This is a genomic window from Bacteroides sp. Ga6A2 (assembly GCF_000702225.1).
Classification (GTDB): domain Bacteria; phylum Bacteroidota; class Bacteroidia; order Bacteroidales; family Bacteroidaceae; genus Ga6A1.
In genome coordinates, this window is record NZ_JNKX01000063.1 from 1 (window position 1) to 13,284 (window position 13,284).

At 44.9% G+C, this 13,284-nt stretch carries 12 protein-coding genes and 1 pseudogene; 2 read left to right on the forward strand and 11 right to left on the reverse strand.

The features are described from left to right. Positions 1–389: 389 nt before the first annotated feature. Positions 390–863, reverse strand: a complete 474-nt coding sequence (locus tag T538_RS0113010; RefSeq protein ID WP_031534333.1) for an Lrp/AsnC family transcriptional regulator — start codon at positions 861–863, stop codon at positions 390–392. Positions 864–1,033: 170 nt separating this feature from the next. Between T538_RS0113010 and T538_RS0113015 the strand changes: the two genes are divergently transcribed. Continuing rightward, the gene (locus tag T538_RS0113015; protein WP_031534335.1) at positions 1,034–2,164 is read left to right on the forward strand and encodes a 5-methyltetrahydropteroyltriglutamate--homocysteine S-methyltransferase; all 1,131 of its coding nucleotides are present in this window, start codon (positions 1,034–1,036) and stop codon (positions 2,162–2,164) included. A gap of 183 nt (positions 2,165–2,347) precedes the next feature. Here the strand turns inward: T538_RS0113015 and T538_RS0113020 are convergent, their stop codons facing one another. The 8 genes from T538_RS0113020 to T538_RS17840 all read right to left on the reverse strand — a co-directional run bounded on the left by T538_RS0113020 (position 2,348) and on the right by T538_RS17840 (position 11,287). Next, on the reverse strand, positions 2,348–3,865 hold the full coding sequence (locus tag T538_RS0113020) for a hypothetical protein (protein ID WP_031534337.1): 1,518 nt from the start codon (positions 3,863–3,865) through the stop codon (positions 2,348–2,350). Continuing rightward, the gene (locus T538_RS0113025; protein WP_051656089.1) at positions 3,865–4,272 is read right to left on the reverse strand and encodes an energy transducer TonB; all 408 of its coding nucleotides are present in this window, start codon (positions 4,270–4,272) and stop codon (positions 3,865–3,867) included. Before T538_RS0113025 ends, T538_RS0113020 begins: the two co-directional genes overlap by 1 nt. A 214-nt stretch (positions 4,273–4,486) precedes the next feature. Continuing rightward, the gene (locus T538_RS17830; RefSeq protein ID WP_081834989.1) at positions 4,487–5,566 is read right to left on the reverse strand and encodes an energy transducer TonB; all 1,080 of its coding nucleotides are present in this window, start codon (positions 5,564–5,566) and stop codon (positions 4,487–4,489) included. A gap of 20 nt (positions 5,567–5,586) precedes the next feature. Further along, the gene (locus T538_RS0113035; RefSeq protein WP_081834990.1) at positions 5,587–8,325 is read right to left on the reverse strand and encodes a DUF2339 domain-containing protein; all 2,739 of its coding nucleotides are present in this window, start codon (positions 8,323–8,325) and stop codon (positions 5,587–5,589) included. Between the two features lie 50 nt (positions 8,326–8,375). Continuing rightward, on the reverse strand, positions 8,376–8,954 hold the full coding sequence (locus T538_RS0113040) for a hypothetical protein (protein WP_155993208.1): 579 nt from the start codon (positions 8,952–8,954) through the stop codon (positions 8,376–8,378). A gap of 43 nt (positions 8,955–8,997) precedes the next feature. Then, complete coding sequence (locus T538_RS17835) at positions 8,998–10,059, reverse strand: energy transducer TonB (protein ID WP_155993210.1); 1,062 nt, start codon at positions 10,057–10,059, stop codon at positions 8,998–9,000. 27 nt (positions 10,060–10,086) lie between these two features. After that, the gene (locus tag T538_RS0113050) at positions 10,087–10,503 is read right to left on the reverse strand and encodes an energy transducer TonB (protein ID WP_031534349.1); all 417 of its coding nucleotides are present in this window, start codon (positions 10,501–10,503) and stop codon (positions 10,087–10,089) included. 43 nt (positions 10,504–10,546) lie between these two features. Next, complete coding sequence (locus T538_RS17840; protein ID WP_051656093.1) at positions 10,547–11,287, reverse strand: energy transducer TonB; 741 nt, start codon at positions 11,285–11,287, stop codon at positions 10,547–10,549. Between the two features lie 149 nt (positions 11,288–11,436). Between T538_RS17840 and T538_RS0113060 the strand changes: the two genes are divergently transcribed. After that, positions 11,437–12,120 (forward strand): helix-turn-helix domain-containing protein, encoded by a 684-nt coding sequence (locus T538_RS0113060; protein ID WP_031534353.1) that lies wholly within the window; start codon positions 11,437–11,439, stop codon positions 12,118–12,120. Between the two features lie 15 nt (positions 12,121–12,135). Here T538_RS0113060 and T538_RS0113065 read toward each other — a convergent pair whose 3' ends face one another. Together T538_RS0113065 and T538_RS18670 are read right to left on the reverse strand one after the other, a co-directional pair. Further along, positions 12,136–12,573 (reverse strand): hypothetical protein, encoded by a 438-nt coding sequence (locus tag T538_RS0113065; RefSeq protein ID WP_031534355.1) that lies wholly within the window; start codon positions 12,571–12,573, stop codon positions 12,136–12,138. A gap of 520 nt (positions 12,574–13,093) precedes the next feature. After that, positions 13,094–13,284: pseudogene (locus tag T538_RS18670) on the reverse strand (IS5/IS1182 family transposase); the annotation flags it as partial.

A 13,284-nucleotide genomic window follows, 5' to 3' on the forward strand; every position in this document is an offset into this window, starting at 1 on the left:
ATCCTGAGCCAGGATCAAACTCTTCATTGTAAAATATAATTTGTTTAATTTCCTAGCACCGATAAATCGAATTGACAGTTCGTATCTTGTTTTTTTACCCGTGAGTTAGTATTAACTAGCTCACAGCTCCTGTACTTCTTCGTCTATGTAAATCTTTCAATGAACTCTTTCTTGTTTTGCTTTCCTTCACTAGTCGCTGACCTTGGCGGCTCGCCTCGTTCCCGAAAGCGAGTGCAAAGATACGGCCTTTTTCCGAACCGCCAAACTTTTCAGAAAGAAATTTTAAGAATTTTTAAATATTTTTCAAAAATCCGTATTTACACATAATATATATAAATATTAAGGGCGCGATTTTTGACAAAATCCATCATTATGGCATAAAAACGACATCACAAAATTGGAATTCCGTGAGAATTTTTGACCTCACGCATCACAAAAACGCTGTTAAATGAGCCTACGCACTCGATATTTCCCAGTTTTGTGCGCATAAACTCATGATACGACTCCATGTCGCGCGTGTAAATTTTCAGCGTGAAATCGTAGTCGCCACTGGTATTATAGCACTCGGTTATCTCCTCAATGTTCTGAACGGCCTCCATAAACTCGTCCATAAGGAGCTGGGAGTGGCGTTTGAGGCGCATGTTGCAGATAACGATTATGCCCTGATTCATGCGTTTTGAATCGAGCACCGCCTTGTAACCCTTGATAAATCCTTCACGTTCGAGGCGTTTCTGACGCTCGAAGGTTGGCGAGGTTGAGAGATTTACGGCAAGAGCCAGTTCTTTGACTGTCATCTGCGAATTTTCCTGCAATAGCTTTAGTATCTGACGGTCTGTTTCGTCGAGTTCGTCGTAATTTAGCATTTTTCTTTTGTTTGTTTCTGCAGAATAATATTCTGCAATCAGGTTTATATTCGGCACAAATGTAGCATATTTTCCTTATTTTACAAAACACATATACAAGATAATCTGTTTTACAATACATTTGCATCAAATTTCATAAACAACAAATTACAACACAATCGAATTAAATAATGAACATTCTTGACACCAAAGTTACAGCACCGCAGAGAGCCGACCATGTTGGCAGTTTCCTCAGACCTTCGGCTTTGAAAGAAGCGCGAAAGCAGTTTGAAGAAGGAAAAATTTCGGCAGAAGAGTTGAAAAACATCAGACGAGATGCCATCAAGCAGCTTGTGAAGAAACAGAAAGAGGCCGGTCTGCGCATAATCAGCGACGGAGAATACAACCGCACATACTGGCATCTGGACTTTATGTGGGGATTCGAGGGCGTGGGACACAGCAAAGGCGGCGGCGTTCCGTTTCATGGCGAGATGGCTGCGCTCGACAAGACTTTCCTGACTGGCAGAATCAAGCCTCTGACTCAGCCTCATCCGTTTATCGACGATTTCGGATTTCTGCGCCAGTTTGAGGAAGAAGGCATCGCGGCAAAGCTCACCATTCCTTCGCCAGCGCAGTTCTTCCAACAGTTCCTGATTCCGCAGAACTTCTTGGAGACACGCCGATTCTACCCTACCAACGAAGAACTGATTGCCGATGTTGCAACAGCTTATCAGAGCTTCATCAAGCAGTTCTACTCTGCCGGCGGAAGGATTCTTCAGTTTGACGACTGCACATGGGGTGCTATCGTAGGAGATGCAGCCGAACTTCGATACAAATCAGTAGGACTCGACCTTGAAACAATAAAGGGACAGCTTCTGGAGGTGAACAACAGAGCCATCGAGAACCGCCCATCAGACTTAACGATTACGACACATATCTGCAGAGGAAACTATCACTCAACTTACTTTACGAGCGGCCCTTACGACTCGGTTGCCGACTATGTCTTTGCTCGCGAGAATGTCGATGCCCTGTATTTGGAATACGATGATGAGCGTTCGGGCAGTTTCGAGGCTCTGAAGAAGGTAAGCGAGAACAAAAAAGTGGTTCTGGGACTGATAACGACGAAAAGTGCCGCACTGGAAGACCGCGAAACGATAATCTCTCGCATTCGCGAAGCATCAAAATACATTCCGCTGGAGCGTCTGTGTTTGTCGCCTCAATGCGGCTTTGCATCGTGCGAGATAGGAAACAAACTTACCGAGGATGAGCAATGGGCAAAAATTGCATTGGTTCAGGATATTGCCCGTGAGGTTTGGGGATAATGCCTTAATTTGAAAAAAAGAAAGTTGAAAAAATAACTTAGGATTGTGACTTTTTAAACAGAACCAAGCCTTACGCTGAAGATAGTAAAACGGCAACAGAATTGTTATGCACGAATTAAAAGAATAATTATACATGTTTGTCTGTTACTGTTGCCGTTTTTACTATCAATTTCTGAAAATACTCTACACCATACATATCTGATAATCAAAATCTTTTGCACCGCCGTTCATACCGAACAGTTTTTGCAGAAGGCGGACGCGGAGGTTTGTTACCGACTGCGGAGACGATGACGTGAGAATGGCTATCTCGGTTGGCTGAAAATGCTGGCGGATTAGCAGACAGACGGCTTGTTCGCGACTGCCAAGCGGCTTCAGAAGCGAGAGCAAGGCTGGAGATGCCGCATAGCTTAGCTGAGCAAGCGTGCTGAGGTCGTCGTCGGGCGCAGGAACGCCACGGTCGGCAGATTTGTGAAGACGTGCCACGACATCCTTCATCTGGCGCGAGTTCTCGCGAGCCTGAACAACCTTCTGACGCTGCATCTGAACCAGTTCGCGATGGCTGGCAATATAATACCACGCAACAATCACCGCAATTATTATTGCGATGATTAGAGCCGTGAGCAGGCAGATTGTAAGCCTGTACTGATGCCGTTCTTTCTGCTGCTTGTCGTATTGCTGCTGCATGTCAATTATTCCGGCGGCATCGCTCTTCTCGTAATTTTCGCTATAGAAGGAGTTAAGCCGTTTACTAAGATTCAGAGCCATAGCGTAATACATGTTGCTGTGGTTCGAATCCTGAGACGCCATTCGCTCGTAATAGGCAATAAGCCTGCGATGCGAGTCTATTCGGATTGAGTTGTTCAGCGACTGCTGCATCTGCGACCAGTACATACACGCATGATTCATATCGCCCTCTCTTTCAGCAATATCGCCAAGCAGTTTTATTGTTTTGTCGATATACGACGTTTGTTTTGATTTCAGCAGATATTCCTTTGCCTTAGGCAGATTTCCTTTTCGGAGATAATAACTGCCGATGTTTGAGAGAAGCGTTGCGCGAACCGTTCCGTCGATGCTGTCGAGCAGCGGAAGACAGCGGTCGTTATACAATTTCAGACTGTCGGGCTCGTCCATCTCGTCGAAAACCGTGGCGATATTGTTTAACTGACGGGCTATGCACTCGGCACTGCCCAGACGCTCGGCTGCACGAAGCGAACGGTGATAATAATCGAGCGTCAGCGGATTGTTGTTGGCATTATCGTTGATGTCGCCCATCACGGCAAAGAGTTCATAGTCTATGGCATCGTCGCCAAGATTACGAGCCATTTCTTCCGAACGCTTCAGAAGGCGGAAAGCCTCGCCGTATCGCTGCATTCCGTAGAGGATGATGCCGCGATGCAGGCAGGCGCGTGCCAGCCGACGGTCGTCGCCATTCTTCTCGTAGAACTGCTGACTGAAGGCGACGAGCGAATCGGACTTGAGGGCGAACCCAACGCGGTGCACAGCCTCGGTGAAGACGAGCGAATACAGGGCGCGGTCGGCATCGAGAGTAAAGCTGTTTACATCGACATAACTGAGCTCGCGGACTACCAAGTGCGGATTCTGAAAACACAGAGAATCGGCTTTGAGCAGCTTGCCATTGCGGCAATGCTCCGAAGAGCACGCCGCAAGCGCAAAGCATAGTATGATAACGAGATATCTCATTACAATTTAAATACCACAGGAAGTGTGAACTTAACTCTAACAGGAACGCCTCTCTGAGTGCCAGGCTTCCACTTCGGCATCTTTTTTACCAAGCGCATAGCCTCATCGTCGAGCGACGGAAAAGTTGGCTTGGCAACCTGCACATCGGTTATCGTGCCGTCTCTCTCCACCACAAAAGTCACTAATACGCGACCCTGCACTTTGTTTTTCTGCGCATCAGCAGGATATTTCATGTTCTTGGCAAAGAATGCTATCATAGCCTCGTTGCCTCCGGGATATTCGGGCATGTTTTCTACTACCATGAACACCTCAGGTTTCTGCTCTTTCTGCGAAACAACCGTCTTTTGAGCCTGAACAGTCGCAAGGCTGAATGCAGCCATCAGCGACAACAGAATTAGTCTTTTCATTTTTCTTAGTCTTTTTGGGTTTGTAAAACTTTTAAGTTGTCCGGACTTTCGGTTGCAAATGTAGAAAAACTGCCGATTGACGCCATATTTTTCTTTACATCATATTACACAAGGCAGATAACATACTGATTCTCTTCTGTTTATTTTTTAAGTTTTCAAAAGTCAATCAGCACGCGCCAAACAGCTTTTTATTGTTTGTAGCGCGATGAACGGACTAATTACATCGAAATGTTACAGGAACTCTATATATTACACGCACAGGCTGATTCAACTTTATCCCCGGCTTCCATTTAGGCATCATAGAAATAACACGTACAGCCTCAGCATCGAGCAATGGATGAACAGACTCCACGACTTTAATATTCGAGAGAGAGCCGTCTTTCTCAACAATAAAAGAAGCGACCACCTTTCCCTGTATTTTTTTCTCTTGTGCTTCTATCGGATATCTTATACTAGAGGCAAGAAATTTAAGACAAACAGACATTCCCCCGGGAAATTCAGGCATTACGTCTAAGCTCTTTAATTCATCAGCATTACTGTCGCCAAACAAATGTTCTTCTTCATACGATTTGAAAGTGACTGGTATTCTGAATTTTGAACGCGCAGGTTTACCGTTTCTGAAACATGGTTTCCATTTGGGCATCATGTTAATAACTCGAAGCGCCTCGGCATCGAGTAATGGATGAAGCGGATTCTCTACGACTGCATTTGTGATAGTTCCATCCTTTTCTATATCAAAAAGGACTTTTACCAACCCTGAAATATTCTTCTTTCTTGCCTCATCTGGATAAGTTACATTCTCGCTAAGATATTTTATTAATGCCTCACGTCCGCCAGGAAATTCAGGCTTGATATACAAAGAATCGGCAGATACAATCTTTTCGTCATTATTTAGTTTGAACGGTACTGGAATTATATATCTTACGCGGACTGGCTTCCCATGATAATATCCCGGCTTCCATTTCTCAGGCATTGAGGCTACAACTCGCACAGCCTCTTCGTCAAGCAGTGGATGAAGAGATTTCTCAACCTTAACTTTGGAAACAGTTCCATCATCATCAATTACAAGAACAACATTCACACATCCTTCTATTCCCTTTTCTTTAGCCTCATTCGGATATCTTAAATTTTTTCTGATATATTCAACGACGGCAGGAAATCCGCCTGGATATTCGGGTTTCCTGTCTATCACCGTTACTGAATCTATTTTTTCAACAATTCTTTTTTTACTTTGTGCATGAACCATAGTCACGCTGAATGCTGCAAGAAGTAGCAAGAAAGTGATTTTTTTCATTCTATCAGTTTTTGTATTTATTAGATATTATCGTCGGATGCACCAGTCGCACTGCCCTTCTCCAGACGGAAATATATGTAGCTGATGAGGAACAGCAAGATGCCTGCCACAAGGAAGCTGACAGGACGATAGAAAGCATTGTCGAATACAATATCGAAGAACAGCAGCTTGCCCACGCACAACATAGTCAGCACCAAACCATAAAGGCGCATTCCCTTTAGTCTGAAGCGGAATCCGGCGACAATAAATGCAATAGCGAGCAAGATGCCAGCCAACGAAATGAGATATGACACCACAGAGAATCGCCACAAGATGACAATCAATGTCCAAGTGAATTTGCCTCCGTTGTAAACGCTTACACAATATTCCGGCAGGTAGCGCATCAGGTCGTTTACCCTCTTCAGGTTGCTGACAGCCAGCATGAGCGCAAGCACCACGAGCAAGACGGTTACGACAGTCTCTGTGCCGTCAATAGCACGACCGAAGAAGAGCGGCTTGTGACAAGACAAAAGCAAGAATGTACCAATAAGCAGTAACACTTCGTGCGCACCGTTACAGATGCAGTGCGATAGCAACTCGACTTCTCCGCTATGCGGATTGCGCGAGAAGCGGGATATGCCGCAGCCCATGACAAACAGCGCACATAAAGCCCAACATTCTGCAATATTCAGAGCCTTCATAACACCGAGCATACAGACGAAGAAGAGCACCAACGCTGCCAGACACAGCTTGTCTATCTGCGCATAATTGCGCACCGTCCAATAGATGAACCATGCCAGTCCAACAAGATAGAGACACCAAGCCATCATATTCAAGCCGAGCGAATCGCCAGTACTTACACCCAGATTTATGGCTAACAGAACGTAAGAGAGCAGTCTCATGTTGCGCGATGCCAACGCATTAGCCTGCGTAAAGAGCACGAGCGATGCCGCAAGTCCGATGATTGGACTTCCATAATCCTTCGGCATAGAAAGTAAGCCCGTATGCATGTCGTAAACTGACCTGACAAACAGAACAGCCACAGACAGACATGAGCACAATAGCATGATGTTTTCGCGGTTCAACAATTGAGTGTCCGGCATCATCTTTGGCAATATCTTGAATATCAGCACTAAGCTATATGCGCAAAGCAGCAGATAGCAACATCCCATATCAACCCAATTGCCAATGGTCAGAGTAATAATACCCCATGCGCAGCAAGCAAGAATGATACTCTTTTCGATAGTCTGACAGCGTCGCCAAATCCACGTGCCGAAGCCCATCAGCAATGCCCAGTACACAAAGACGCTGCACTTAAGGTTATACGTCAAAGCACCATTCTGTCCAATTCCTTCGGAATAAGGAATCTCGAGGCGAGGAACACACGCCAACGAGTAGAGGAAGAGATAGGCATAGCCTAAAAATCTGAATTCCTTTCTGTTGAAATAGCAGCCACCGCCCAAAGCCAACACGGCAGGAACAAGATGAGTGCTGCACCAACCGTTATAGAATGCTCCGTAATTCAGTTCAGGGACATACAGAGCCGTAAAGCCCACCATGATAAATATCAGAACCCTTTCGACTAAACTGTCATAAAAGTGGAAGCATTTCAGATACAGAGCACACATTCCAATAAGCGTGCCGCCCAGCAGAATGCTCCATGCCCAATGATTGCTGAATACTGGCTGACCAAAGTATTCAAAGAACAGAACATAATCAAGTATTCTAACATTGTCGAACCCTACGGCACACGACAGGAACACAACAAACGAGAGGACGGTTGGCACTATGAAAATTGCCTTCTGCCCTACCTTGCGACTGTAGAAAACTATCTGCCCTGCCAAGACGGCGGCTGTAGTAAGGAAGATGACAAGCCGCGAGAAAGTGCTGCTATCGTAAGTTCCAGACATTGCCAACATTACAAGCGGATATTGAATAAGCAGCCAACCGTCGCGTTTGTAGCATCGGGTTACGTTTGCCATGAACAAAGCCGAAACGCTGACGATATACACCCACAGTCCTATTGGCGATTCGCCCCACCGCAGCACGGTCATGCAAGCCGCAACAAGAATTCCGACGTAACAGATGTAGCAGAAAATACGTGACTTAAAGCGACTGAGTGCCGTCATTGCAGCAATCCAGAGGACTACGCACGCCATCAATCCCAATTCGGGCAATACGCCGAGCACGAAATGCGAAACCAGCGCGGTGATGTAACATGCTGCCGAGCCGCATCCTGCCAAGGCTGCAAAAAGAGTGTAATAGCGGTTGCCCGACTTCATCTTCCATATGCCAAAGGCGGTAACTGCCAGACTGCCCACAGCCATCAGAATGGCCTTCATCATGTCGGTAAGATGCGGCTGAATCAGGCTGCCGAACAAAATCAGCGCAAATATAATGAGCGCAGAGCCTGCCACTGGGATAATCAGCTTGCCAATCTTCGACTCCAATGATTTGGTTTTCCTCTTCGATTCTTCAGGGCGAAAATCGTCGGCGGCAGTTTCCATCTGCACGATTTCCGGCTCTGGTTCGGCCTCGGCAGGAGCGATATCTGCCACGACAGATTCGTCAACGATGTCTTCGGGACTAATCTCGTCGACGACTGGTTCATTCTCGACGACAGGTTCTTCTTCGGCAGCAAGCATTTCTACAGGCTCAACCGGCACGGTTTCAGGCTCTTCGCCACTCAGCAATGCCACCTTCTGCCGTAGTTCCGCCACCTGCGCCTCCAGTTCGCATACGCGTTCCTCCAAACTTTGTTTGTGTTCTAATGTCTGCATTATTGTAACGATTTAATCGTGACATTTACAGGACGATGCCACAACGATGATTATTTTTTCTTAATGAATTTCTCGCCGTCCCATCTGAATTCTTCATCCTCTATTTCAAGTCCGTTATCATCGGTAAATTTCACTGGACTTGATTTATAGACACGCACATTGCCGAGCGGCTTTTCAATATCCGGGTCGTTCTTCAGACGGGTAAGTTTTCCGTCTTTGTATCGAAAACAATAAAAATGGAACGACGTTGGAATTTCATCCTCGCCCGAGGCATTATATCCCAGCAATTTCGCCACATATTCGTACACTTTGACAGAGCCGTCGGCAAGCGGATAACATTTAAAAGCATGGCAGTAAGCTTCGTCTGCTCCCGAATCGAAGATGCAGACTCCGGCATCGGTCTTGTTTTCTTCGTAATATCTGTCGGCTTCATCGTCGTAGTTTAGAAGCGGATTTTTGCCGCCCTTCTTTTTGTGTTCCTTTATCAGCAGATTCCAAATCAGTTTGTTTATGTCGGCTGATGATTCGGAATTTTTGGCCAAGCCGTCAGTTCCGTTTTTTACTCCTTGTGCGTTGGCGGCAGTAAGGCCGAACACCGAGAAAATCAATAAGACCAGAAATCGTTTCATATATTTTGCTATCTATTACTTTTCGGAAGAGTCTACCCTTTTATTATCTTGCAGATAAAGATGCTGGAATTTTGAAATTTATAGGCAGAGTATACCTTACGCGCACAGGTTTCCCATCCAGAATTCCGGGATTCCACTTTGGCATTGTCTTGACTACACGCACAGCTTCTTCATCGAGCAAGTAATGGACAGGCTTTACCACATTGACATCTGTAATTGAGCCGTCCTTATTTACCACAAAATCCACAATCACACGTCCCTGAATTTTACGCTTTGCCGCCTCTTTTGGATATTTGACATTTACTGCGAGATACTTTATGCAGACATCAAGTCCACCGGGAAATTCAGGTTTTCTATCCAATTCATCAATCGAATGTTCAGCAACACCGAAATTAACTGGAATTGTTATTTTGAGACGCACAGGCTTGCCATCCTTTATTCCTGGTTTCCACTTTGGCATTGAACTGATTACACGCTTTGCCTCCTCGTCAAGAAGAGGATGGACTGACTTCTCAATGCCCAAAACTTTTACCGTGCCGTCTCGGTCAATGCCCGTAACGACCAGCACCCTTCCACAGATACCTTGTCTCTTTGCCTCCTCTGGATATATTAGATTTTCGGCAATATACTTTTTACTTGCCTCAATACCGCCAGGAAATTCAGGTTTACTATCCAAATCATTAACAGTATGTTCATTAACGCCGAAATTAACAGGATTTGGGATTTTGAAAGTTACTGGTATTGTCTGACAGACAGACATCGGCTTGCCATCCATCATTTCGGGATTCCACTTTGGCATTTGCTTTACAACACGCACAGCCTCGGCATCGAGCAATGGATGTACAGATTCCACAACTTCGACATTCTTTACCGAGCCGTCTTTGTCGATAGTCGCCGAAATGCGAACGCATCCCTGAATATCCTGTTTCAGAGCCTCTTCTGGATACACCACATTTTCTGCAAAGAATTTGAGCATGGCTTTCCTGCCTCCCGGGAACTCTGCCGACTGGTCGACATTAGACATTGAATTTCTGTGAGCCTCCTGTGCCCTGACGGTTGCAAGGTAGAATGCCGAGAAAATCAATAAGAACAGAAATCGTTTCACTTTGTATATTTTTTAAGATTTTGTTTCCTAATATTGAAAATGGAAAAGCATAGGAATGCTGCATCTGACACGCACAGACTTGCCGTCCTTCATTCCGGGATTCCATTTTGGAATCAAGCCTATAACGCGAACATATTCGGCATCGAGCAAAGGATGAACAGATTTCGTAATTTTTATATCCGTAATAGAGCCGTCTTTTTCAACGATGAAAGAAGCCGCCACTTTGCTTGGAATCAGATCTTCCGACTCGAGTCCTTTTGGAACTTTCAGATTATTACTTATGAATTTAAGCAATGCAGCCATACCTTCAGGATATTCTGGCATCTGTTCCACCACATCGAAAATCTTATTTTCATCCTCTTCTTGCAACACAACAGAATCTTGCGCCCTTACGGCTGCAAGGCCGAACACCGAGAAAATCAATAAGACCAGAAATCGTTTCATATATTTTGCCATCTATTACTTTTCGGAAGAGTCTACCCTTTTATTATCTTGCAGATAAAGATTCTGGAATTCTGAAAGTTATAGGCAGAGAAAACTTCACGCGCACAGGTTTTCCATCCAGAATTCCGGGATTCCACTTTGGCATTTTCTTTACCACGCGTATAGCTTCTTCAGCGAGCATATAATGAACAGACTTTGCAACATTGACATTGGTAATAGAGCCGTCTATGCCTACCACAAAATTAACGACCACACGCCCATAAATTTTACGTCTTGCCGCCTCTGCCGGATATTTTAAATTTACAGAAATAAACTTCAAACAAGCATTAAGACCTCCGGGGAATTCGGGTAATTTATCACCCCTCTCCAATACAAACTGATTAACCATCAGAGCAGAATCGGTCTTGAAAACGACAGGAATTGTCTGAGTGACAGACATCGGCTTGCCATCCATCATTTCGGGATTCCACTTTGGCATTTGCTTTACAACACGCACAGCCTCGGCATCGAGCAATGGATGTACAGATTCCACAACTTCGACATTCTTTACCGAGCCGTCTTTGTCGATAGTCGCCGAAATGCGAACGCATCCCTGAATATCCTGTTTCAGAGCCTCTTCTGGATACACCACATTTTCTGCAAAGAATTTGAGCATGGCTTTCCTGCCTCCCGGGAACTCTGCCGACTGGTCGACATTAGACATTGAATTTCTGTCAGCCTCCTGTGCCCTGACGGTTGCAAGGCAGAATGCCGAGAAAATCAGCAAGATTAGTAGTTTTTTCATCTTGTTTCGTTTTATTATTAGATTACAGATTGCAAAAGTCGGAAAAATAATTTAATTGGGCAAAGAAATCGATTACATTGTGGGGCAGATGTTTTCAAAATCGTTATCTTTGCGAGCAGTAGTTCAAAAAAACTTAATCTGCTATAGAAATGAAACAAAAACACGTTGTAATTGTGCTGTTTACACTCATCGTCTCGTCGTGCCTTGCCAGCATTGGCAGTTACAAATCGGCAAGCCTGACGGTAAACCGCGAGATGGACAGAGCACTTGCCATGACCATGCGCGAGCAGAAAAGCAACATCATAAGCCAAGATACGATACGCACCTTTAACCGCCACTTGCAGATTGCCGAACTGCGCGGAAAGGCAACCATTGCCGTTGATGCTCGCTCGCGCGAGTTCAGGGCATACGCCCGATGCTCGGAAGCCACAATCTTCGGGCTGTCCGACCAGAAGCCAGCCTTGGCTCTGTGTATTGCAACGCTGCTGTGGGCATTGTACGCATGGCACAAGCGCGATAATCAGCCATCAGATGCGACGGAAAGCAGCTTTGGCGGATTGCATTTCGACAATGCCGAGGGACGGTTCGTAACAGCCAACGGCACACAGATTCAGCTAACGCCTATGCAGCAGAGGCTTATGGAGATGTTCTTCAACTCGCCAAGCCACTCGCTGACGAAAGCCGAAATATGCGATGCCTTCTGGCCTAAGAAGCCCGATGCAAGCGAGACGCTCTACACTCTTGTGCGAAGGCTGAGACCTGTCGTAGAGCAAAATTCGGACATCAGGATTGTCTCAGACCGCAACAAAGCCTACCGTCTGGAGGTGAAATAGACAGTTTCTTACTGATTATAAACTCGATCCAAAATCTTTTGATAGGCAATATACTTCATTCTTATATTTCAGTAACAAGACCTTGCCGTTTGTATAAGATTCAAAAGCATCTATATCTAAAGAGTCTTCTTTTAAAAGACTGTATTTAGACGACAGTTCTTTGTATTCCGATTTTTCGTAATAGGATTTTATAACTACAGCGGTTGAAGATATATGCAACCTAATTTTGCCAGTAATGTCGAAAGACTCATCGTTTCCCAAAGAGTCTCTTACACTTAGAAGTCGCCATGCGCCATACATAGCTGGTTCTATTCCATTTTCAACCTTTTCGACATTCGCCAATTCCGACGGAACTGTATTTTCATTACCTTCATTCTTATTTTTCAATAGAACTACGCATGTAATTACGATAGCGAGTAATACTGCAATTTCAATAATATTTGTTTTCTTCATGATACTATGATTTTACACTGTTTCCATCTTGGATAGTCCAGCTGCTGGACATATAGCTTGCATATACACTACATATAGCTTACATATATCTTGGCACCATTTTATATATACAAAAAGACAAAATACCCCACTTTCGTGGGTTCAAATTCCTCCGCTTTCAGCCTCTTACAGAAATAAAGAGTAAGGTTAACATCCCCGACACCTTTCGGGGTTAATTGTCAATGCCTTACTCTTTTTCCCAATTACGACTCTTACTTTCGGCTTGCTATCCTCTTGCTACTATCTTGCTACCTTCTTCCTACCTTCTTCCTACTATCTTCCTACTATCTTCCTACTATCTTCCTACCTACTTCCTTCTGGCTTCCTTGAACATACCCTTAATGTTGCTGCATCGTACCTTGGACGTACCTTGGACGTACCTTGGACGTACCTTGGACGTACCTTGGACGTACGAGGGTGTGTCAAAATAGGCACATCCTCTTATTTGTTTTTTTACAGGCACGGCGTGGAAAGATTCTTTCTATGCCGCTTTTTTGATGTAAAATCTGTCACAAGCACCCACGAAGCCGCATTTTGCGTTATATAGTCGGTATATTGGTATAAAAACAGCCTTTGAGAGACCGTTCTGTGCCTGTTTTCTCATCACGGCAGCCATTTTCTTGATGTCAAAGGCAATGGCGAAGAAGGCAAAGTCCATGGTGACCTTGCCCT

Bases quoted from the DNA above. Each gene is read 5' to 3' on its own strand.
- T538_RS17840 (WP_051656093.1), bottom strand. From the start codon at position 11,287: ATGAAAAAACTACTAATCTTGCTGATTTTCTCGGCATTCTGCCTTGCA.
- T538_RS0113065 (WP_031534355.1), bottom strand. From the start codon at position 12,573: ATGAAGAAAACAAATATTATTGAAATTGCAGTATTACTCGCTATCGTA.
- T538_RS0113015 (WP_031534335.1), top strand. From the start codon at position 1,034: ATGAACATTCTTGACACCAAAGTTACAGCACCGCAGAGAGCCGACCAT.
- T538_RS0113050 (WP_031534349.1), bottom strand. From the start codon at position 10,503: ATGAAACGATTTCTGGTCTTATTGATTTTCTCGGTGTTCGGCCTTGCA.
- T538_RS17830 (WP_081834989.1), bottom strand. From the start codon at position 5,566: ATGAAAAAAATCACTTTCTTGCTACTTCTTGCAGCATTCAGCGTGACT.
- T538_RS0113060 (WP_031534353.1), top strand. From the start codon at position 11,437: ATGAAACAAAAACACGTTGTAATTGTGCTGTTTACACTCATCGTCTCG.
- T538_RS0113035 (WP_081834990.1), bottom strand. From the start codon at position 8,325: ATGCAGACATTAGAACACAAACAAAGTTTGGAGGAACGCGTATGCGAA.
- T538_RS0113010 (WP_031534333.1), bottom strand. From the start codon at position 863: ATGCTAAATTACGACGAACTCGACGAAACAGACCGTCAGATACTAAAG.
- T538_RS0113025 (WP_051656089.1), bottom strand. From the start codon at position 4,272: ATGAAAAGACTAATTCTGTTGTCGCTGATGGCTGCATTCAGCCTTGCG.
- T538_RS0113020 (WP_031534337.1), bottom strand. From the start codon at position 3,865: ATGAGATATCTCGTTATCATACTATGCTTTGCGCTTGCGGCGTGCTCT.
- T538_RS0113040 (WP_155993208.1), bottom strand. From the start codon at position 8,954: ATGAAACGATTTCTGGTCTTATTGATTTTCTCGGTGTTCGGCCTTACT.